This is a genomic window from Paenibacillus dendritiformis, from assembly GCF_015845845.1.
GTDB classification, from domain to species: domain Bacteria; phylum Bacillota; class Bacilli; order Paenibacillales; family Paenibacillaceae; genus Paenibacillus_B; species Paenibacillus_B dendritiformis_C.
In genome coordinates, this window is sequence record NZ_LDIG01000159.1 from 57,114 (window position 1) to 79,195 (window position 22,082).

20 protein-coding genes and 4 tRNA genes are annotated in these 22,082 nt (G+C 55.0%); 22 read left to right on the top strand and 2 right to left on the bottom strand.

Annotated features, from left to right (window positions below; translation table 11 throughout):
* Positions 1–287: 287 nt before the first annotated feature.
* The 19 genes from pyrR (at position 288) to ABD76_RS16035 (ending at position 19,258) form a co-directional block, all read left to right on the top strand.
* On the top strand, positions 288–830 hold the full coding sequence (gene pyrR / locus ABD76_RS15945; RefSeq protein ID WP_006675656.1) for a bifunctional pyr operon transcriptional regulator/uracil phosphoribosyltransferase PyrR: 543 nt from the start codon (positions 288–290) through the stop codon (positions 828–830).
* A gap of 5 nt (positions 831–835) precedes the next feature.
* The gene (locus tag ABD76_RS15950; protein ID WP_197258231.1) at positions 836–1,747 is read left to right on the top strand and encodes an aspartate carbamoyltransferase catalytic subunit; all 912 of its coding nucleotides are present in this window, start codon (positions 836–838) and stop codon (positions 1,745–1,747) included.
* 70 nt (positions 1,748–1,817) lie between these two features.
* Positions 1,818–3,095 (top strand): dihydroorotase, encoded by a 1,278-nt coding sequence (locus ABD76_RS15955; RefSeq protein WP_197258232.1) that lies wholly within the window; start codon positions 1,818–1,820, stop codon positions 3,093–3,095.
* 150 nt (positions 3,096–3,245) lie between these two features.
* Positions 3,246–4,376 (top strand): carbamoyl phosphate synthase small subunit, encoded by a 1,131-nt coding sequence (locus ABD76_RS15960; protein WP_197258233.1) that lies wholly within the window; start codon positions 3,246–3,248, stop codon positions 4,374–4,376.
* A gap of 1 nt (position 4,377) precedes the next feature.
* The gene (gene carB, locus ABD76_RS15965) at positions 4,378–7,596 is read left to right on the top strand and encodes a carbamoyl-phosphate synthase large subunit (protein WP_197258234.1); all 3,219 of its coding nucleotides are present in this window, start codon (positions 4,378–4,380) and stop codon (positions 7,594–7,596) included.
* 107 nt (positions 7,597–7,703) lie between these two features.
* Positions 7,704–8,444 (top strand): orotidine-5'-phosphate decarboxylase, encoded by a 741-nt coding sequence (gene pyrF / locus ABD76_RS15970; protein ID WP_197258235.1) that lies wholly within the window; start codon positions 7,704–7,706, stop codon positions 8,442–8,444.
* Positions 8,444–9,082 carry an orotate phosphoribosyltransferase gene (gene pyrE / locus ABD76_RS15975; protein ID WP_197258313.1) on the top strand — a complete coding sequence of 213 codons (639 nt, stop codon included), beginning with the start codon at positions 8,444–8,446 and terminating at the stop codon, positions 9,080–9,082. Before pyrF ends, pyrE begins: the two co-directional genes overlap by 1 nt.
* Before the next feature lie 249 nt (positions 9,083–9,331).
* Positions 9,332–10,165, top strand: coding sequence for an ABC transporter ATP-binding protein (locus tag ABD76_RS15980; RefSeq protein ID WP_242069597.1), 834 nt, complete (start codon positions 9,332–9,334; stop codon positions 10,163–10,165).
* On the top strand, positions 10,128–11,213 hold the full coding sequence (locus ABD76_RS15985) for an efflux RND transporter periplasmic adaptor subunit (RefSeq protein WP_197258237.1): 1,086 nt from the start codon (positions 10,128–10,130) through the stop codon (positions 11,211–11,213). Before ABD76_RS15980 ends, ABD76_RS15985 begins: the two co-directional genes overlap by 38 nt.
* A 1-nt stretch (position 11,214) precedes the next feature.
* Positions 11,215–14,109 carry an ABC transporter permease gene (locus ABD76_RS15990; protein WP_197258238.1) on the top strand — a complete coding sequence of 965 codons (2,895 nt, stop codon included), beginning with the start codon at positions 11,215–11,217 and terminating at the stop codon, positions 14,107–14,109.
* 3 nt (positions 14,110–14,112) lie between these two features.
* Positions 14,113–14,994 carry an ABC transporter ATP-binding protein gene (locus tag ABD76_RS15995; protein WP_197258239.1) on the top strand — a complete coding sequence of 294 codons (882 nt, stop codon included), beginning with the start codon at positions 14,113–14,115 and terminating at the stop codon, positions 14,992–14,994.
* A gap of 3 nt (positions 14,995–14,997) precedes the next feature.
* On the top strand, positions 14,998–16,446 hold the full coding sequence (locus tag ABD76_RS16000; protein ID WP_197258240.1) for an extracellular solute-binding protein: 1,449 nt from the start codon (positions 14,998–15,000) through the stop codon (positions 16,444–16,446).
* 210 nt (positions 16,447–16,656) lie between these two features.
* A complete protein-coding gene (locus tag ABD76_RS16005) occupies positions 16,657–16,821 on the top strand; it encodes a hypothetical protein (protein WP_164776213.1) in 165 nt (54 codons plus the stop codon).
* Positions 16,822–16,931: 110 nt separating this feature from the next.
* A tRNA-Met gene (locus ABD76_RS16010) sits at positions 16,932–17,008 on the top strand.
* Positions 17,009–17,034: 26 nt separating this feature from the next.
* Positions 17,035–17,111: transfer RNA gene (locus ABD76_RS16015), tRNA-Ile, on the top strand.
* 44 nt (positions 17,112–17,155) lie between these two features.
* Positions 17,156–17,244 (top strand) — tRNA-Leu (locus ABD76_RS16020).
* 142 nt (positions 17,245–17,386) lie between these two features.
* Entirely contained in the window at positions 17,387–18,109 is a 723-nt protein-coding gene (gene ung, locus ABD76_RS16025) for a uracil-DNA glycosylase (protein WP_197258241.1), read from the top strand.
* A 171-nt stretch (positions 18,110–18,280) separates the two neighbouring features.
* A tRNA-Val gene (locus ABD76_RS16030) sits at positions 18,281–18,356 on the top strand.
* Between the two features lie 710 nt (positions 18,357–19,066).
* On the top strand, positions 19,067–19,258 hold the full coding sequence (locus tag ABD76_RS16035) for a hypothetical protein (protein ID WP_197258242.1): 192 nt from the start codon (positions 19,067–19,069) through the stop codon (positions 19,256–19,258).
* Positions 19,259–19,338: 80 nt separating this feature from the next.
* On the opposite strand, the gene ABD76_RS16040 is transcribed toward ABD76_RS16035, so the two are convergent.
* Complete coding sequence (locus tag ABD76_RS16040) at positions 19,339–19,518, bottom strand: hypothetical protein (protein WP_197258243.1); 180 nt, start codon at positions 19,516–19,518, stop codon at positions 19,339–19,341.
* A 141-nt stretch (positions 19,519–19,659) separates the two neighbouring features.
* Here ABD76_RS16040 and ABD76_RS16045 point away from each other — a divergent pair, with 141 nt between their 5' ends.
* Both ABD76_RS16045 and ABD76_RS16050 read left to right on the top strand, forming a co-directional pair.
* Positions 19,660–20,103: a GNAT family N-acetyltransferase gene (locus ABD76_RS16045; protein ID WP_197258244.1), complete on the top strand. Its 444-nt coding sequence runs from the start codon at positions 19,660–19,662 to the stop codon at positions 20,101–20,103.
* Positions 20,104–20,175: 72 nt separating this feature from the next.
* A complete protein-coding gene (locus ABD76_RS16050; protein ID WP_197258245.1) occupies positions 20,176–20,406 on the top strand; it encodes a DUF3892 domain-containing protein in 231 nt (76 codons plus the stop codon).
* 71 nt (positions 20,407–20,477) lie between these two features.
* Here ABD76_RS16050 and ABD76_RS16055 read toward each other — a convergent pair whose 3' ends face one another.
* Entirely contained in the window at positions 20,478–21,215 is a 738-nt protein-coding gene (locus ABD76_RS16055) for an MBL fold metallo-hydrolase (protein WP_197258246.1), read from the bottom strand.
* A 212-nt stretch (positions 21,216–21,427) separates the two neighbouring features.
* Between ABD76_RS16055 and ABD76_RS16060 the strand changes: the two genes are divergently transcribed.
* Positions 21,428–22,021, top strand: a complete 594-nt coding sequence (locus ABD76_RS16060) for a stalk domain-containing protein (RefSeq protein ID WP_197258247.1) — start codon at positions 21,428–21,430, stop codon at positions 22,019–22,021.
* The last annotated feature ends 61 nt before the right edge of the window (positions 22,022–22,082 follow it).

Consider the following 22,082-nt stretch of genomic DNA (forward strand, 5'->3'; position numbering starts at 1 on the left):
CGAACCAAATATTGAACCTTTAAATCAGTCCCGAGAGGCTGGCAAGGTAACGTTCGTAACGAGAAGATTCGTGACGCGAGAGAACAGAGGGGTATGGTCTGCCTGGGAGCAGGTACTCTTCATCATGGTCTCTTGCTGGATGTCGCGGCCTTCTGCGCTATCATCGAGTAATGGACTCCTTGCCTGTGGGCAAGGAGTTTTTTTGTGCCCCGCGATGTGAATGGTAATAATAACGCCTCTGTGGAACATGCCAAATGCAACGTATAAGCGAAGGGAGTTATGCATTCATGAGTACGGCGGATTGGAACATCATTATGGACGAGATAGCGATACGAAGAGCCTTGACCCGCATCACACATGAGATTCTGGAACGGAACAAGGGGATAGACAACTGTGTGCTGGTTGGCATTCGCACGCGCGGCATTTACTTGGCGCATCGGATTGCCGAACGTATCCGGCAGATTGAGAATATGGATATCCCGGTCGGCGAGCTGGATATTACGCGTTATCGCGACGACGCCAAGCGCGAGCCGGAACAGAACGGCGAGCTTAGCGCATCCTTCCCGATTCACGACAAGAAAATCATTTTGTGTGATGATGTCCTGTATACGGGTCGAACCATTCGGGCAGCGATGGACGCCTTGATGGACCAGGGCCGGCCGCAAATGATTCAATTGGCTGTCCTGGCAGACCGCGGCCACCGCGAGCTGCCGATACGACCGGATTATGTGGGCAAGAACGTTCCTACCTCTAGAACCGAAGAGATTGTAGTGGCCTTGAAGGAAGTCGATGGTTCAGATGAAGTGAAAATCATACATCACAGGGGGTAATCAACATGGCGGTAGTTCACCTGGAGCGTTCACTGAAAGAACGGAGCTTGCTTGGTTTGAAGGAGATGAGCAAGCAGGAAATGGAGTCCATTTTGGACCGTGCCGATTACTGGAATCGTCAGCCCAACAAAGTAAGCCATGTGCTCAAGGACAAATTCGCCACGAATCTGTTCTTCGAGAGCAGCACCCGAACCCGCTGTTCGTTCGAAGTGGCCGAGAAGCGGCTCGGCGCGGAAGTCATTAATTTCACGGCCCAGGCTTCCAGTGTGGAAAAGGGAGAATCCATCTATGATACGGTGCGGACGCTCGAATCGATGGGGATGGATGCAGGCGTTATCCGCCTGAAGCCGGTAGGTCTCTTGGAACAAATTGCGGAGCGGGTCAAAATGCCGCTGGTCAATGCCGGAGACGGCAACAACGAGCATCCGACGCAGGCGCTCCTGGATATGTACACGATGCGGAAGCATTTCGGAGAGCTGTCGGGGCTGAACGTCGCTATCGTGGGCGATATTCAGCATAGCCGGGTGGCGCGCTCGAATCTGTGGGCGCTGCGGAAGTTCGGAGCGAACGTCAGCTTCTGCGCGCCGGAGCATATGCGGGCGAACGACCTGGATGCCCCGTATATCCCAATAGAAGAAGCGGTGCAAGCCGATGTCGTCATGATGCTGCGCCTCCAACTGGAACGGCACGAAGGGGATAAGGTGGGTCCGGCGGAGCAATATCGGGCCCAGTATGGATTGACACTTGAACGCGTTGCAGGGATGAAGCCGCATAGCATCATTATGCATCCGGCTCCGGTGAACCGCAATGTCGAAATCGACGACGCGGTGGTGGAATGCGAACAGGCGCGCATCTTTGACCAGATGGCAAATGGAGTGCCGGTCCGGATGGCGGTAATGGAGCGAGCCATGGCGTAACCCTGCCGCGGCGCGGGCAGGTTGCTGAGATAGTCGGAGTCAAGTACAGAGATGAGAGGGGATCGTCTTCATGTTAGTGATTGCGAATGCGAACATTTTAAATGAAGCAGGCGAACTTCAGCTTGCGGACTTATGGATAGAGGATGGACAAATTCAAAAAATCGTTCCGGCCGGCTCGGAACCGGCCGGAACGGCGGAAGTACGCGATGTGCAGGGGAAATTCGTCTCGGCGGGCTTCATCGATATGCATGTGCATTTGCGCGAGCCCGGCTTCGAACATAAGGAAACGATCGCTACCGGGACGCGTTCGGCTGCCAAAGGCGGCTTTACGACGATTGCCTGCATGCCGAATACCCGCCCGGTCCTGGGGACTCCCGAGACGATTCGCTCCATCTATGACAAAGCGGAGACGGAGGGCGTCGTGAAGGTGCTTCCGTACGGCTCCATCACGGTCAATGAGCTGGGCCGGGAGCTGACAGACTTCGCCGCCTTGAAGGAAGCCGGCGCGATTGGCTTCACCGATGACGGTGTCGGGGTCCAGAATGCGCAGATGATGAAGGACGCCATGACCTTGGCCAAGGAGCTGGACATGCCTATTATCGCTCATTGCGAGGATGATTCGCTCGTCAAGGGGCGGGCGGTCACCGAAGGAGAATTCGCCCGCAAGCACGGATTGAAGGGGATTCCCAATGAATCGGAAGCGATTCATGTCGGGCGGGATATTCTGCTCGCTGAAGCGACAGGTGTCCATTATCATGTGTGCCATGTGAGCACGGAGCAATCGATTCGCCTTATCCGGCAGGCGAAGCAGTTGGGCATCCGGGTTACTGCGGAAGTGTGTCCGCATCATCTGCTGCTCTCGGACGAAGATATTCCGGGAATGGACGCGAACTGGAAGATGAACCCGCCGCTGCGCTCGCCTCGCGACGTGGCAGCCTGCATCGAAGCGCTTGAGGACGGAACGATTGACATTCTCGTCACGGACCATGCCCCGCATAGCGAAGAAGAGAAGGCCAAAGGAATGGAGCTGGCGCCGTTCGGCATCGTCGGACTGGAGACGGCGTTCCCGCTGCTCTACACCCGCTTCGTCGTTACCGGGAAATGGACGCTGTCCTTCCTCATCCGGCGGATGACGACGGATCCGGCCAGCGTATTCGGACTCTCGGCCGGACGGCTGGAGCCGGGAGCGCCTGCCGATATTACGGTGATTGACCTGGAAGCGGAGCATGAGGTGAACCCGGATGAATTTTTGTCAAAAGGACGGAACACGCCGTTCACGGGGTGGAAGCTGAAGGGATGGCCGGTCATGACGCTGGTAGACGGGCGCATCGTCTGGAGCCAACAATAATGGGGCCTGGAGCTGTATTATATACATCATTTCAAAAGACCTTTACCTTTTGATAATCAAAAATAGAGACATCGTATTCTGGCTGTCAGGATACCGACATAATAGAATGACCGTCCCGCAAGGACCGACAGAGAGCGAGGAGTGAGAGATATGCAGGCTAGATTATTATTGGAGGATGGCACGCTGTTCACGGGGGCCGGATTCGGCGCAGACGGCGAGACGACGGGAGAGGTCGTGTTCAGCACCGGGATGACAGGATACCAGGAGGTGCTGTCCGACCCGTCCTACTGCGGTCAAATCGTGACGATGACCTATCCGCTTATCGGCAATTACGGCATTACCCGGGACGACTTCGAAGCGATTCGCCCGCATGTGCACGGCTTCGTCGTCCGTCGTCATGAGCTGGTGCCGAGCAACTGGCGCGCGGAATATTCGGTCGACCGCCTGCTGAAGGAATACGGCGTCGTCGGCATCAGCGGCATCGATACGCGGATGCTTACCCGCAAGCTGCGCCACTACGGGACGATGAAGGGAATCCTGACGACGGGAAGCGAGCCGGTCGAAGCGCTGATGGAACGGCTTGCCGGCACGGAATCGCGCACGGACCAGGTCGCGATGACTTCAACGAAGCATATATACTCCAGCCCCGGCAATGGCCCGCGCATCGTGCTGGTTGACTACGGCGCGAAGACCGGAATTCTCAGAGAGCTGACGAAGCGCGGCTGCGATGTCGTCGTCGTGCCTCATGATACTACGGCCGATGAGATTCGACGCCTTCGTCCGGACGGCATCCAATTGTCGAACGGGCCTGGGGATCCGAAGAATGTACCGCATGCGGTCGCTACGGTCCGCGAGCTTATCGGCGAGTTCCCGCTGTTCGGCATCTGCCTCGGCCATCAAATCTTCGCGCTCGCTTGCGGAGCCGATACCGGCCGGCTGAAGTTCGGACATCGCGGCGGCAACCACCCGGTCAAAGAGCTGGCGACGAACCGCTGCTATATTACATCGCAAAATCATGGCTATGCCGTATTGGAGGAATCCGTCAAGGGCACGGACCTGCAGGTTACCCATATCAATAATAACGACAAGACGATCGAAGGATTGAAGCATGCGACGGCGCCTGCCTTCTCGGTGCAGTATCATCCGGAAGCTTCGCCGGGACCGTATGACAGCAGCTATCTGTTCGACCAATTCCTCGATATGATTCGCAAGCATCAGAGCAATCGGACATCGGTACCGCGTCAGGCGGAACTGGCCGGACAGCTGAAAGGAGCGCGTTAATATGCCGAAGAACACAGACCTCAAAAAAATACTCGTCATCGGTTCCGGACCGATCGTCATCGGCCAGGCGGCAGAGTTCGACTATGCCGGAACGCAGGCATGCCAGGCATTGAAGGAAGAGGGCATCGAGGTGGTGCTCATCAACAGCAACCCGGCTACGATTATGACCGATACCAATATGGCGGATAAAGTATATATCGAGCCGATTACGCTTGATTTCGTTACGCAAATCATCCGCCAGGAGCGCCCGGACGGCTTGCTGCCGACGCTCGGCGGGCAGACCGGCCTTAACATGGCGGTCGAGCTGGCTCGTGCTGGCGTGCTGGAGCAGGAAAACGTGAAGCTGCTCGGCACGCAGCTCGATGCGATTGAACGCGCCGAGGACCGGGATATGTTCCGCGAGCTGATGCGCGAACTGGAGCAGCCCGTGCCGGAGAGCACGATCGTGACGTCGGTGGAGGAAGCGGTCGAGTTCGCGAACAGCATCGGCTATCCGATTATTGTACGACCTGCCTACACGCTCGGCGGCACAGGCGGAGGCATCTGCGACAATGAAGAGGAACTGCGCGACATCGTCGCCTCCGGCATCCGCTACAGCCCAATCGGCCAATGCCTGATTGAGAAGAGCATCGCCGGGATGAAGGAAATCGAGTACGAGGTCATGCGCGACGCCAATGACAACTGCATTGTCGTCTGCAATATGGAGAACTTCGACCCGGTGGGCGTTCACACGGGCGACAGTATCGTCGTGGCGCCAAGCCAGACGCTGTCGGATCGGGAGTACCAGATGCTCCGTTCCGCCTCGCTCAAAATCATCCGCGCGCTCAACATCGAGGGCGGATGCAACGTGCAGTTCGCACTGGACCCGCACAGCTATCAATACTATGTCATTGAAGTGAATCCGCGGGTAAGCCGTTCGTCGGCGCTTGCGTCCAAGGCGACGGGCTACCCGATTGCGAAGATGGCCGCCAAAATCGCGGTCGGCTACACGCTGGATGAGATTGTGAACCCGGTGACGGGACAGACCTATGCATGCTTCGAGCCAACGCTGGACTATATCGTATCCAAAATCCCGCGCTGGCCGTTCGATAAATTCACGCAAGCGAACCGGAAGCTCGGCACCCAGATGAAGGCGACCGGGGAAGTGATGGCGATTGGCCGGACGTTCGAGGAGTCGATGCACAAAGCGGTGCGCTCGCTCGAAATCGGCCTCCATCGCCTCTGCTTGCCGGAAGCGGCTCAGCTCGAGAATGACGAGCTGGAAGCGCGCCTGAAATCGCCGGACGATGAGCGGCTGTTCCTGCTGGCGGAAGCGTTCCGCCGCGGCTATGAGCTGCAGCGCCTGCATGATATTACGAAGATTGACTGGTGGTTCCTGGATAAAATCGAAGGCATGATCGCCTTTGAAGCGCGGATCCAGGAAGAATCCGCGCTGAGCGAGCAGACGCTGTATGAAGCGAAGCGCATGGGCTTCACGGACCGCGCCATTGCGGAGCTCCGCCACGCGGCGCACCCGGGCGCGGGGCATACGACGGAAGCGGAGGTGTCCGCGCTGCGCAAAGAACTCGGTCTCCGGCCGGTCTATAAAATGGTCGATACCTGCGCGGCGGAATTCGAAGCCTCCACTCCTTACTATTACTCGACCTACGAGACGGAGAATGAAGTCCTCTCTACGGAGAAGGAAAAGATTCTCGTCCTCGGCTCCGGCCCGATTCGGATCGGGCAAGGCATTGAATTCGACTATTCGACCGTGCATGCGGTATGGGCTATCCAGGACGCAGGCTACGAAGCGGTCATCATCAATAATAATCCGGAGACGGTCTCGACGGACTTCAACACATCGGATCGCCTCTACTTCGAACCGCTCTTCTTCGAAGACGTGATGAATGTCATCGAGCAGGAGAAGCCGGTCGGGGTCATCGTCCAGTTCGGCGGCCAGACCGCGATTAACTTGGCGGCTCCGCTGGCGAAGGCAGGGGTGCGGATTCTCGGCTCCAGCCTCGAGAGCATCGATGAAGCGGAAGACCGCAAAAAATTCGAAGCGCTCTTGTCGCGTCTCGGCATCGCCCAGCCGACCGGAAGCACCGTCACTTCGGTCGACGAAGCGGTCGGGACGGCGCAGCGCATCGGGTATCCGGTGCTTGTCCGTCCATCCTATGTCCTCGGCGGACGCGCGATGGAAATCGTCTACTCGGATACCGAGCTGCTCAACTATATGGAATATGCCGTGAAAATCAATCCGGAGCACCCGGTCCTTATCGACCGCTACATGCTGGGCAAGGAAGTCGAGGTCGACGCGATTTGCGACGGCGAGACGGTACTTATTCCGGGCATTATGGAGCATGTCGAGCGGGCCGGGGTGCACTCGGGGGACTCGATTGCGGTCTACCCGCCGCAGCATCTGTCCCGGGAGCTGCAGCAGCAGGTGGTGGAAATTACGATTCGCATCGCCAAGGAATTGAAGACGGTTGGACTTATTAATATCCAGTTCGTAATCTATCAAAATCAAGTCTATGTCATCGAGGTCAATCCGCGCTCTTCCCGCACGGTGCCGTTCCTGAGCAAGGTAACCAACATACCGATGGCCAACGTGGCGACGAAGCTCATTCTTGGCGCGAAGCTGAGCGACCTCGGATATCAGGAAGGACTGTGGCCGGAAGACGACCATGTATCGGTGAAGGTTCCTGTCTTCTCCTTCGCCAAGCTGCGCCGGGTCGAGCCGACGCTCGGACCGGAGATGAAGTCGACCGGGGAAGTGATGGGGCGCGACAAGCAGTATGCCAAGGCGCTGTACAAGGGCCTCATCGGCTCAGGCATGAAAATACCGGCAACCGGCGCGATTATTTGCACGGTGGCGGATAAAGACAAGGAAGAAGCGGTGCAATTGATGAAGGGCTTCGCCGGTCTCGGATATAAGCTGATAGCGACAGGCGGCACCGCCACGGCGTTGGAGGAAGCGGGACTGAACGTCAAGCGCGTCAACAAGCTGACTGAAGGGACTCCGAATATTCTTGACCTTATCCGGAACGGGGAAGCGCACTTCGTGGTCAATACGCTGACGAAGGGCAAGACTCCGGAACGGGACGGCTTCCGGATCCGCCGCGAGGCGGTGGAGAACGGCGTCGTCTGCATGACTTCGCTGGATACGGTGCGCGCGCTGCTCGAGATGCTGGAGCAGATTAACTTCTCCTCGCGTCCGATGCCGGCCATCCGGAAATAACCGAGATAGATAAGATGCGCGACAAGCAATCCGGGAGGCCTGCGGGCCTCCCCGATTGCCGGGATGCGCATGGGACGGAAAGCATGAACGAGAGCGGGAGGAAGAAGATGAGTCATACAGCAGCATTTGAACAGGCGGCGGGCCGGGTTATGGTCGCGCTGGATTATGCCGGGACGGCGGAGGCACGGGGCCTCATAGAAAGGCTGGAGGGCATTCCTTGTTATATGAAGGTAGGCATGCAGTTGTTCTACGCGGGCGGCCCTTCCTTCATTCGCGAGCTCAAGGAGCGCGGGTACAATGTGTTTTTGGATGTGAAAATGCATGACATTCCGAATACGGTCAAGGGCGGGGCGAACAGCATCGCGAAGCTGGGCGTGGACATGTTCAATGTCCATGCGGCCGGGGGCAAGAAGATGATGCAGGCGGCCATCGAAGGGGTCGAGGCGGCGCGCGCGGCCGACCCGTCGCTTCCGCGTCCCGTCATTATCGCCGTCACGCAGCTTACGAGCACCAATAACGAAGTCATGAATGAAGAGATTGGAATTCCCGGGACGGTGGAAGAGACCGTCGTCCGCTATGCGAAGCTGACGCAGGAAGCCGGGCTTGACGGCGTCGTCGCTTCTCCGCATGAGGTGAAGAGCATTAAGGCGGCATGCGGGGATTCGTTCCGCACGGTGACTCCGGGCATCCGGCCGAAGGGCGCTCCGCTTCAGGATCAGTCCCGCGTCATGACGCCGGCGGAAGCGATGCGCCATGGAACTGATTATATCGTCGTCGGCCGGCCGGTTACGGAAGCGGAGGATCCTAGGGCAGCCTTACTATCCATTATCGAGGAGTTGATGTCATGATGACCACGACGAAGAGAGAACGCGAGATTGCCGGACATTTGTTATCCATAGAAGCGGTGGCGCTGCGGCCGCATGAGCCGTTCACCTGGACGTCCGGAATCAAGTCTCCTATCTATTGCGACAATCGCTTGACGATGTCTTACCCCGAGATTCGGGGGGCCATCGCGGAAGGATTCGCTTCCTTGGTCAAGGAATATGCGCCGGATGCGGAAGTCATCGCCGGGACGGCGACCGCCGGGATACCGCACGCGGCCTGGGTCGCGGACAAGCTGGGGCTGCCCATGGCTTACATCCGCGACAAGGCGAAGGGGCACGGGAAGCAGAACCAGATCGAAGGCTTGATTCGGCCGGGACAGAAGGTCGTCGTCATCGAGGATCTGATCTCGACCGGGGGGAGCTCGCTCAAGGCGGCGATGGCCGTCCGGGACGCCGGTGCGGAGCCGCTTGCCGTATTCGCCATCTTCAGCTATGAGCTGGAAAAAGCGGAGCAGGCGTTCCGGGAAGCCGGAATCCCGCTGCACACGCTGTCCCGCTATACCGCCCTCATCGAGACGGCTCTGGACAGAGGCGTCATCCAAGCGGGGGACCTTGATGTACTGGCATCGTGGCGCGTCAACCCGGCAGGCTGGGGCAAATAGCGGAGTAGAGCATCAGTTGAGCCTAACCGACATAATGGTTAGGTTTTTTTCTTTTATGTCAAACATTTAACAGAAAATCTAGTATAACGTAGTAGGTATAAACAGGAAATGAACGGAAGCCGGGAAACCTTCATTTTTAAGGGAAATGACGGAATAGCATTACAAAGATTGTAACTTTTCTTTCTTTCCTATCGTTTATACTTAGAATGAGTTTTTGACGATATGTCCGAGAAAGGGGCGAATAATGCAATGAAATGGCTTCGCAAACGGAAGAAGTCAGACCGTGCCGAGGCATCCCCGGCTCTCGCGGCGAACGAGCAGGAAGAAGTGGCGCAAGAGAAGACGGAATACATACAGGACAAGACACAAGCTGCAGCATGGCCTGCCCGAGCCCATCCGATCTCTCCGGATCAACCGCTCCTTGAAGTTCGCGGGGTGGAGCGGACGTTCCAGGTCGGCAGCCAGAAGCTGCATGTGCTCAAAGGAATCGAGATGGAAGTGCACCCGGGTCAACTGGTCATGCTGAAGGGCCGATCCGGGTCAGGGAAGACGACACTGCTGAACATGCTTGGAGGGCTCGATCTGCCCACGAAGGGAGAGATCCGGTTCCGCGGGGAACCGTTCTCGACATGGAGCGATGACAAGCGCACGATGACGCGGCGCAGTGAAATCGGGTTCATTTTCCAAGCTTATGCGCTTATGCCGCTTTTGTCCGCTTATGAGAACGTTGAATTGTCGCTGCGGATGGCTAACGTGCCCCGCCATTTATGGAAGGAGCGGGTTCAATATTGCCTTGAGATGGTTGGATTGGGCAAGCGCATGAGCCATCGTCCCTTCGAAATGTCGGGGGGAGAGCAGCAACGGGTTGCGATAGCCAAATCGATTGCTCATAAGCCGCTGCTGTTATTGGCCGATGAGCCGACAGCGGAATTGGATTCACAAATGGGGGCCCAGGTCATGGGCGTATTCCGGCAAATCATTCGTTCGGAAAACATCGCCATCTGCATGACTACCCACGATCCCACAATTTTGGAGGTAGCTGATCATGTTTATGAAATGGTCGACGGAAGATTCATCACCTAGAAGCGCGCGCAAATGGCGCCGTGCCGCTCTGGCACTGATGTGCGGGATGCTGCTGTTCACGTCCGCCTGCTCGCTTCTGCCGGATGAAGAGGAAGAGGAAGTGTTGCCGACCATCACCCCGCCTTCGGTATCGAAGAAGCCGGAATATGAAGTGGTTCGAAAAGATTTGAGAGCGGTCGCTTCGATGACAGGGAAATTAATGTCCGATCAAGAGGACATCTTGTTCTTCACGTTAGATAACAAGCCGATCAAGAATATTTATGTCAAGAACGGCGACTCGGTGAAAAAAGGCCAGGTCATCGCGGAGCTTGACGTGGACGATCTGAAAAAGGATCTTCGCCAGAAGCGTCTGCAGCTGCGGGCCGAAGAAGTGAAGATGAAGGAAACGCTGCGCAAAAAAGACGAGATGGATCCAGTCGAATTCGAGGAAGCGCAGATTTTGTTCGAACAGAAGCAGCAGGAGCTGGCGGATCTGCAGACGGATATCGACAAGGCGACGCTTACCGCTCCGTTCACGGGCACGATCGTGTCGGTGACGGCGAAGAAGGGCGCGATGTCGAAGAAGTACGATCCGGTGGCGATCGTCGCGGATACGACCCGGCTGACCGTCGCCGCGCAGCCGTCGAAGGATGATCTGAAGCGCATCACGCCGGGGATGGAAGCCGAGGTCAGCATCAACTCGGTTGAAGGCGTGATTAAGGGCAAGGTCAAGGCGCTTCCGCTGCCATCGAACGATAATAATGGGGGCGGGCAGGGCGAGCAGCCGGAGCAGGACCGGATCGACAAGTATATGACGATCGAGGTGGAGAAGCTGCCGAAGGGAGTCACCCGAGGCACCATGCTTAGCGTCACCGTCGTAACGAACAAGATCAAGGACGCTATCGTCATTCCTCCTTCCGCCTTGCGCACGATCGGTTCGCGGACTTACGTGCAGGTTGTCGACGAGAACGGGAAGCGGGAAGTCGATGTCGAGCTCGGGATGCAGACGCCGACCGAGATACAAATAAAAGCCGGACTTGAACCGGGGCAGAAAGTAGTGGGCCGATAAGATGGGAATTCCGTTACTGCGTTTTTTGTTCCGTAAAATGTGGAATACCCGCTGGCTGACGGTGAGCTCGTTGGTAGGGCTTATCGTCGCTGTCTCTTTTACGGTCAGCATCCCGATGTACTCCGACGGGGCGTTAAAGCGTGTCGTAACGAAGACGCTCCAGGAGAACAGCGGGGGATTGCCGGCGGGTTCGCTGTTAATGAGGTATCAAGGCGCGAGCGGAGCGAAGCTTGATCCGAACGCGCTGCAGGAAGTCGACCGGTATATCCGGGAAGACGTGAAGGATCAGATCGGCTTCCCGGTTCAGGAATTCGTCAACTGGCGCAGTCTCCGCACGACGGAAGTCTATCCGGTCGATCCGACGAAGGTCGATGCGAGCCGGGTCCGTTCGATGACGTTAGGCTCCCTGTCGGATCTGGATGATAAGGTCGAATGGACGAACGGCAAGCTGTATGGAGACGGAGAATCCGGAGGCGTCATCGAAGCGGTGATGCTCGAGGAAGCGATGTACCGGAACGACCTTCATGTCGGCGCGGAGCTGGAATATCCGATCAGTGGTCCTAATCCGACGACGCTGCGCATCAAAATCGTCGGGACCTTCAAGCCGAAGGACGAGACGAGCGCGTATTGGTTCCAGGGACTGGAAGGATTGATGAGCTCCCTCATCGTCTCGCCGGAGACCTTTGACAAGACGATTATGGGCGAGCACAAAGTCGCTCTTCAGCAGTCAAGCTGGTATTATGCTTTTGATTTGCGCGAGGTGCAGACCAGTCACTTGTCGCCGTTGGATCGGACGCTGAATCGTCTCGGCATCGAACTGTATCAGAAGCTGCCCGGGACGCAAGTGGAAATCTCGTTCGCGAAGGTGCTGGACCAATTCCGCAGCCAGAGCATCCAGCTGCAGCTGATGCTGTTCACGCTGGCGGCGCCAATGATCGCCATGGTGTTTTATTACATAGCGATGAATGCCAATCAGGCATTGGAGAAGCAGCAGAGCGACATTGCGGTTCTGCGAAGCCGCGGTGCCAGCACGAGGCAAATTATATGGCTCTATTTGCTGGAGGGCCTCATTCTTGGGGCAGTAGCGCTCGCGGTAGCGCCGCTCATCGGCTGGTTCATGGCCAAATCGATCGGATCGGCCAACGGATTCCTTGAATTCGTCAACCGGAAATCGATTCCGGTCGGGTTCACGACCGACGCGGTCATTTTTGGTACGGTCGCGGTTCTGATTGCGCTCATGGCCAGCGTCATCCCGGCCGTCCTGTTCGCGCGCCAGTCGATCGTCAATTTGAAGCAGAAGCTCGCACGCAAAGACAAGAGCCCGGTCTGGCAAAAATGGTTCCTTGATGTTCTGCTTCTTGCCGCGGCAGGATATGGATATTATATGCTGAACCAGCAGCAGCTTCTGTCGTTCAAGACGGGAATGACTTCGGATCAGCTGCAAGTGCAGCCGTTCCTGTTCTTTATCCCGGCGCTCGCGATATTCGCTTGCGGCCTGTTCTTTTTACGGCTGTTTCCGCTGCTGCTGCGCCTGTTCCAATGGATTGGCGGCAAGCTGCTGCCGGTTCCGCTGTACTTGACGCTGACCCAGCTGTCCCGATCCGCGAAATCATATTATCCGCTTATGATATTGCTTATTTTGACGCTCGGGCTTGGCGTCTATAATGCATCGGCGGCACGGACGATCGACACGAATTCAACGGAACGGACGCTGTATCAATATGGCGCCGATGCCGTCATCGAGACGGTATGGGAAAGCACGCTCGTCGTTGATCGGAAGGATCAGGGGGGCAATCAAGGCGGCAACAAGGGAGGCAATAATGGAGGAGGCGGTGCCGGAGGTCCGGGAAGCCCGGGCGGGCCTGGCGGGCAGCAGCCTCCGAAAGGGAAGCAAATTCTGAACGAACCGCCGTTCGAAGTGTTCCGCAAGCTCCCGGGCGTCGAGGCGGCAGCCAGAGTCATGCAGACGAAGGCCAATGTCGTTGTCTCCGGACGTTCAATCGGCCAGGGGATGGTCGTCGGCATCGATAATGACGAGTTCGCGAAGGTGGCCTGGTTCCGGAACGATTTGTTCCCGCAGCACCCGTTCAAATATTTGGATGCATTAGGGAAGTATTATGAGGGCGCGGCCGTCATTATTCCGACCAATATCGCGAAGACATACGAGTTGAAGCCGGGGGATGTCATTTCTATCTCCCTTCAGGATCAAATGGTGGAGTTCGTCGTCGCGGCGATACTGCCGTATTGGCCGAGTCAATACCCGGATCAGACGCCGTTCTTTATTACGAACCTGGAATACATTTATGATCAGGTGCCGCTTATGAAATACGATGTATGGCTGAAGATGAAGGAGAAAGCGCCGCTTGGGCCGGCGCTCGAAGAGCTTCAGAAGGCAAACATCGAGATCGTCACCTACAAGGATGTGCGGAGCGAACTGGCGAGACTGAGCAAGCATCCGACTCGCGGAGGCATCTTCGGCATTCTGAGCATGGGCTTCCTGATTTCGGTTATCATTTCGCTTATCGGATATTTGCTGTACTGGTTCTTCAACTTATCGAGCCGTGTCGTGCAGTTCGGGATTTTGCGGGCGATGGGTCTGTCGCGCCGGCAGTTGACAGGGATGCTGCTGCTGGAACAAATCTTCACCGCGGGTTTATCGATCGGCATAGGTATTTTGCTTGGCAAGCTGGCTAGCCGGCTGTTCCTCCCGTTCCTGCAATCCGCGGAAAATGCGAAGATGCAGGTGCCGCCGTTCCGAATCATTTTCGATGCGAAAGATACGATGCAGCTTTATGCCGTTGTCGCGGTCATGATTCTGACGGGCGCGACGCTGCTGTTCATGCAGATTCGCAGGCTGCGGGTGCATCAAGCCGTGAAGATGGGAGAGGAGCGTTAAGCGATGATTCATTGTGAAGGCCTTGTCAAAATATACAAGACAGACGATATCGAAGTCGTGGCCCTGCAAGGCTTGAACTTGACCGTCAAGCAAGGAGAGCTGATGGCAATCATCGGGAACAGCGGCAGCGGCAAATCGACATTGCTGAATACGTTGGGCGGCTTGGACCGCCCTTCTGCCGGCACCGTGCGGGTCGGCAAATGGGATCTGCTGAAGATAACCGATGAGCAGTTGGTCGAATACAAGCGGGATACGGTCGGATTCATTTGGCAGAACAATGCCAGAAATCTGCTTCCTTATTTAACCGCTCTCGAAAATGTGGAAGTGCCGATGATGCTCGCCGGGAAGATGGACCGGGCCTATGCGAAGGAGCTGCTGGAGGCGGTCGGCCTGGGCCATCGGATGAACAACAAGCTCCACCAGCTGTCGGGCGGGGAGCAGCAGCGGGTGGCCATCGCGATCTCGCTGGCGAATCGTCCCCAATTATTATTGGCGGATGAACCGACAGGGTCGGTAGACACGCAGACTTCCGATATGATCATGGATATTTTCCGTCGCATGAACCGGGAGATGGGGGTCACGGTTGTCATTGTCACCCACGATCTGGCGCTGGCGGGCAAGGTCGATCGGGTCGTTGCGATTCGCGACGGCTTGACGAGCACCGAGTTCATCAAGCGGAATCCGAATCTGAACGGGGAGGAGGAGCAAGGGTTTGCAGGGCAAGGACTGCAGGATCATCATGAAGCGTATGTCGTCGTCGACCGCGTTGGACGCCTGCAGGTGCCGAAGGAGTACCTGGAGGCTCTCCACATTACAGATAAGGCATCGATGGAAATAGACGGAGATAAAATTATTATCCGCACACCGAAAGAGTTGGAGGGGTAACCAGTGGGTTCAAAAAAATGGGTACGAAAGCTGTTATTGGCGACCATGGCCATAGCGATGATTATTCCGATGCTGGCAGCTTGCACGAAGACAGATGAAGTGAAGCCAGGCCAGGAGCGCGTGCTTCGCATCGGGGTCCTGTACGGGGGGAATGACGACACTTATTTTCGTTCTCAGTATACCGACGTGTACGAGTTTTCGAAGCAGGGGGCCGTTCGCATTGAGATCGTCCCTGCTATCGATCAATCCGACCATTGGGGGTCGAATGGGGAGTATAAGCAGCCGGATTATGTAGAGGCATTGAAGAAGATTATGACCGGAGCGAACCCGGTCGATGTAGTCGTTCTCGACGCCAGCCAGTACCTCCGGCTTTCCCGAGACGGTCTCCTTAAGCAGCTCGATCCGCTCATTCAGCAGGATAAAATCGATACGAACGAATTCGTGCCGACGGTCATTGACGGGTTGAAGGCGATGGGAGACAATAACTTGTACGGCTTAGCCCCTACATTCAGCTCTCAGGCTTTATTCTATAATAGAACATTATTCAATGAAGCAGGGGTCGAGCCGCCGACCGACAATATGACATGGGAGCAAGTGTTCGACAAGGCGAAGCTTGTATCCAAGGGCGAAGGCAAGGATCGCGTCTATGGCTTCTCCTTCAATCATTATTTCGGCAGTGACCCGTTCTGGGATATGGTAAAAACCTATGTTCAGCCGCTTAATCTCCGGTTGATCGATGACAAGGCGGATAATATGACAGTCAATAGTCCGAAGTGGGAGAACGTATGGACGACGATTTCCAAACTGGTCGCTGAAAAGACAATTCCGGGCCCCAACGCGGAAATGCCGGAGACCCCGGATGGTCAATTCAATCCGTTCCAGTATGACAGCTTCCTGTCCGGACGAGTAGCCATGGTGCTCGGCGATTACTCGTTCATCAATTCCGATCTGTCGGATGCGATGAAAAACGCGGACAAAATCAAAGGGTTTACCAAATTTGATTGGGATGTCGTGACGCTTCCTTCCCATGCGGAAGCCCCTGGCGTATCCGGATTAGTCTCTTTGAACTATATTTTTTCCATTAATCAGAAGGCTCCGAATCCGGAGGATGCCTGGGACTTCGTAAAATTCGTGTCAAGCGAGGAATGGGCGAAGCTCCGCTCCCGCAGCAGCTATGAGCTCGTAGCGCGCCAGAAGTATATCCAGCCCAAGGATGGGATCAACTTTAATATTTCCGCCTTCTACACCATAAAGCCAATTTTGCCTTCATCGCACAATGAGGACGAATTATTCGGAAAGTATAGCTTATATGAATTGTACGATATCGGGCGTAACTTGTTCCAGGAGGTTATTGACAACAAGAAGGGCGTAAGCGAAGCATTGCAGGAATGGGAAACGAAGGGCAACCAGATCTTGAAAAAGAAACAGGCCAATCCCGTCTACAGCAAATAAACAAATTCACAAAGACCGGCATGCACTCAATGGCACCGCCGGTCTTTTCTGGTTGTGGGAGCTACTACCGCCACAGCTACTCCCGTCGGAGCCTCTGGCCTCTCTGCCCCCACGGCTGCTGCCGCTGCCCGTCCGCACAATATGGCTGCATGATTGTCGAGCATATCGAACACAATAGTAGCGACCATGAAGAAAGGAGCCGGGATGGCAATGCATTGGATTTATTGGGGAAAGCTGTACAATACGAAGTTCCAGGCTCGCTGCCTGCAGGAACGGCTGGAGCAGGATGCGTGGATATATGGATATGACACGCCATATGAGGTTGAGGTCTTCCGCTCCCGCAAAGGAAAGTACGGAGTCCGCTTCGTTCTCTGAAGCGGAAAGGCAAGAAAATATCATTTTTTTATACATTTATCTTGACTGTTCATGTACTGATATAGTATACTAATACTTGTCGCTGCGAAAGCAAGACCGTAATAAAATGTCGCGGGGTGGAGCAGTCCGGTAGCTCGTCGGGCTCATAACCCGAAGGTCGTAGGTTCAAATCCTGCCCCCGCAACCAATATTTTGCAATAAGCAATGGCGTAGGGGCCCTTAGCTCAGTTGGTCAGAGCGGTCGGCTCATAACCGATTGGTCGTGGGTTCGAGTCCCTCAGGGCCCACCAAAACCGTTGTTTTCAAAGATTCATAGTGTTCGCACACTGCATGTGCCGGGGTGGCGGAATTGGCAGACGCACAGGACTTAAAATCCTGCGGTAGGTGACTACCGTACCGGTTCGATCCCGGTCCTCGGCACCATTAATTGAAATGCCTCTACATAGAGAGTTCTGGATGACAGCAGTCATTGGCAGAGCTTTTTTTATTTTCATCGGTATGGCAAGGAAGCTGCCGTACACTGTCATATTGGTTGACTAACGTAACAGAAGGGGAGGAAGCGGCTGTGGCGGTACAGATTCAAGAGGATTGGGCAGCCTTGCTGCATGACGAGATTAGGCAGCCCTATTTCAAACAGTTATGGGGATGGCTGAAGCAGGAGTATGAGCGTACGGTGGTATATCCGCCTTTCGATCTGATCTTCTCTGCGCTCCATTATACTTCCTATGCGGACACGAAAGTGGTTATCGTTGGACAAGACCCGTATCATGGACCTGGACAGGCGCATGGACTGAGCTTCTCCGTGCAGCCGGGCGTCCGCATTCCGCCTTCGCTCGTGAACATGCTGAAGGAGAGCGCAAGCGATATCGGCACGACAATGCCGCAGCATGGCTGCCTCATCCCTTGGGCGAAGCAGGGCGTATTGATGCTGAACACGGTGCTGACCGTGCGGCAGGGGCAAGCGGCTTCCCATCGCGGGATGGGGTGGGAGCGATTCACCGATCGTATTATTCAGCTGTTGAATGAGCGGGAGAAGCCGGTTGTCTTCGTGCTGTGGGGCTCCTTTGCCCAAGCGAAGCAATCCATGATCGATACGAGACGCCACGGCATTGTCAAAGGCCCGCATCCGAGCCCGCTGTCGGCGCACCGCGGCTTTTTTGGCAGCCGCCCGTTCTCGCAAGTCAATGAGTGGTTGCGCTCACGCGGAGAAACCGAGATCAATTGGCAGCTTCCTCCCATTTCCGATATTCCTGTGGAAGAATTGCCGCAGATGGATAAGAACGCCTAGAAGTGATGGAAGGAAGCCCTCTGTCTGTGCCGGTCGCGGAATTCAACGGACAGAGAGGCTTCCCGCCGTGGCGGCAGCACCTCAGCGGCCTTATGGAAGGAACTGACGGGGCTGGTGCTAATAATGTGTTGACAAGACTACTGCCCGATGGTATAGTATATCTATCGATGTGTTCTGATAGCTCAGTAGGGAGAGCACCATCTTGACAGGGTGGGGGTCGGCGGTTCGAGCCCGTCTCAGAACACCATACTATTTACCTATGACGTCCTTGAATTTTCAAGGGCTTTTTTATATTTTTTATCCTTCCAGCCAACCACAAACCTTCCGGGAATACTCGTACATTGGCATGGATGTGTTACAACGCAGGTGAGTGAATTCCATTGACTGCCTCTTGCTCGCTATCCCACTAACGCAGGTGGGTGAATACTACTGTCTGCCCCTTATGCTCAATATCCCAACAACGCAGGTAATCGGAGTACTCCATTTCAAAGTTATAATCAGTATTCCCTGTGCAAAGGGAAGGCGGTTGTTGGGCGCCGTGGTTCGGGAGTATGGTTCAGTGGAAAACTGACTCATTGGGAGTTCGAACCTAAAGATTTTAGCCAATGTAATGTAAGGAAGCTGGACAGATGCAAAGGGGAATTAGAGATTTGTGAGACTGCACTGAGCCAAAGGGAGAATGCACAAAAGAGCGGGAGTCTGGTTCTCACGGAGCCGACGAGAGAATGAACAAAGGAATGAGAAGGCGTAACGAGAAAATATGAAGCGAAGGGGAGAGTACTTAAAAAGGCGGAGAGCAGCTTTTCAAGTCAGTGAGGGAAAATGTGCTCGAATCCTAAGTCATGCGAGAGTGAATGCAAGGCGCGCTTTCTGGACGATCAGGTTTAAAAGCAGAGGGTTCAGGGGAAAATGCCAATAGTGATTTTTCAAGTTGCGGAGCATTCGGAGGGATTACGGATGAATAATCGCATGCAGTGGCTGATCTTTATAGCTGCGATGGTGAGTGTCCTATTGGTTGCTGTCGGGTGTACCGCCTTGGCTCATGGCGCGGCGCCATTCCCACAGCCGGATCGTCTTGGACCGTCTTCTCCCGTGATTCAACAGGATGTATACGGCACCGGCGTCCCGGCCCGTGTATACTCGCCATAATCGAGAGCCTGACAGAAGGCCTTGTTCCGGTCTCAGAAGTTCACTTCTGCGGTGCGGGAACAAGGCCGTTATTATGATGATTAGGGCTTCGCGACGGCGCCGTTGCCCTGTTCTTCTTCACGGGCTTGATCGGTGTCAAGGAATGTCGTCTCCTCTTCCCATCTGCGGGAATAGGCCTTCTTGGTGACGAACAGACATAGCCAAATCGTTAGAATGAAGAAAATGACCGATACAATAATGGTGACCATTATTGAATTCAATGCGTTCCCTCCTTCAAGTCGCTGTGAGATGGATCACATCTAACTATACATGAAATCTAATTTTTTGTATAATGATATCTTATCAAAACCGAAAAAATGTGCATAATTTTGACAATTGGTTGACAAGGAAGGTGCAGCAAAATGGCAGCAGAAGTGATTGAAGTCAAAACCGAAGGACAACTTCAGCAATGTTTGGAGATTCGCAAGGAAGTCTTTGTGGAAGAGCAGCACGTACCGCTAGAAGAAGAGATTGATGAGTTGGATAACCTGGATGCGGAAAGCAATCATATTCTTATCACGGTAGACGGACAAGTCGCAGCGACCGGTCGCATTAAATGGCTGGATGAGACGACGGCGAAAATGCAGCGCATTGCTGTATTGAAGCCGTTCCGCGGGAGCGGGATCGGCCGTTCGCTCATGGTTGCGCTCGAGCAGCTTGCCCGCTCCATGGGAGCGGAGAAGAGCGTGCTGGACGGGCAGTGTCAGGCGGAAGGATTTTACCACTCGCTTGGCTATACGACTGTGTCGGAAGAGCCCTTCTATGATGCCGGCATTCTGCATGTCCGCATGGAGAAGAAGCTGTAATATTCCCTAGCACTCCGGGCAAGCTAAGAGGGTCTGCTTGATGCAGAACATCTTCTTCAGGAGGCGCAGCAAATGGACAACCGAGAGACGATCGTGGCAGTGCAGAAAAACGGGGATGGGGATTTGACCGCATTCCAGACAAGCACAGGAAGACAGCTGTCCTACGACCAAGCTCTGAATGAGGTTCAGGCGGGGAACATTGCTGGAGTCAATGTTTTCAAAGGCAGAGACGGAGGGATGTATCTGCGCGGCGACGCAGACGGAGACCCGACGAACAATTTGGATAATCTGCCGCTCTTCTGACAAGAGGAATGGCCCGGCAATAGATCACCGGCAAGCGGCCGCGGATGCGCTGCTTGCCGGTGTTGTGTCTGCTAGTGAATCTCCATCTGTTCTTGCTGCTTGACGAACCTCATTCGGCCCGTCCGGCCTTCGAAGTCCTCCCGTTCATCCCCATAATGCATCAGCCACAATTTCTCTTGAATGAAATCCGGCAGAGTGAGCAGATCGTCAAGCCCCGCATGCACTTCGGCTTTACCGCGCAATTGGCAATCGTGGAAGATGATCGTTACGCCTTGCTCTTGAACGAGCCAATGGAGCAGCTCGGGCTGGAACTGCATATCTGCGCTGTAGAAGAACGTATCATTGAACAAAAACGAAAAGCTTCGTTTCCCCGGAATATGGGGGGTTTCCAGCAGCTTCACCTTCAGGCCGGGCAGCGGCTCCGAAGTCTGCCCAGGCTCTAGCGGATGCACCTCGAAGGCATCGTCCAGGCAAGTCAAGCCTTCTTGCGTCAGCCCGCCCTTGAGCGTATGCTCCCAGAGCGGAACAACCAGGGGGGCGGCGATGAACAGCTTCGGCTTGCGATGGTACCGGAATTTCATCTGGAATGCGTATTCCTCCAGCCCGCCCACATGATCGCCATGTATATGACTGATTAGGACGCCGTCCAATTCATCGAAGGATATGCCCAACTGGTATAGAGCTTGCGGTGCAGTGATGCCGCAGTCCACGAGCAGCTTGCCGATTTTCGTATATATTAACGCATTATTATTGAAATATTTTTTGGCGAAGGCACTTCCTGTGCCAATCATTTGTACGCGCAGTGTCATCCAATCCCTCCGTCACGGTTCGTCAACAAATTGTCGGCATGATTTTGCTTTTACTCTAACACCTGCATCCCGAATTCACAAGTCAACGGGCGGGGGGAACAGAGCGTGCGGGAAGGAAGCGCCGCAAAAACACCGGAAACGAAAGGTTTTTTCCGCAACTCTCCTGGCTTAGCTGAGTATAACTTTACAACTAAGCAGTTGGAGGTATCGCGATGAGAAGCAGAAGAAGAATCGCAGCACTGGCTCTGCTCGGTACCATCATGAGCGGAACGTTCGCAACGGTACAAGTCTCGGCGCAAGAGGCAGCATCGACGGCTACAGCAGGTGAAAAAGTACAGGTCGTCGTCAACGGAACCACGATCCAGGACGGGGGGCTTATGGTCGATGGACGAGCGTTTTTGTCCGTTCGCCAATTGAGCGATACGCTGCAAGCGTTCGTCACATGGGATGATGCCAAAAAAAAAGTAATTATCGAGAAGCCTAACGTAGATATCCTTTTATCCAAAGACAACTCCCCGTTCGGTAAGGTTCAGACGGGCAAGGCTTCGTTCTCCATATTTGCGCAAGTCGATAATTTTCCTTCTTCCTTAGAGGCCGTAAAATTTACGATTACCGACCCGAAAGGGAATGCGACGCAGATTCAGCAGTTCAACGTCGAGGAGAAAAAAGATGATCCTCTCTGGCTGCGTACGGACGATTTCAAGTACGATTTCAAGTCGAAGGGCGACTACCTAATCTCTTGTTATCTCAAGCAAAAGGATGGGGAATTTACACTGGTGTCGCAGAAGAAGCTTCCGGCCATCTGATTGCGTACAGCCCATCCGTTTCAGAAATATGTGAACCTATGAACGGATCATCCGCCGCCTA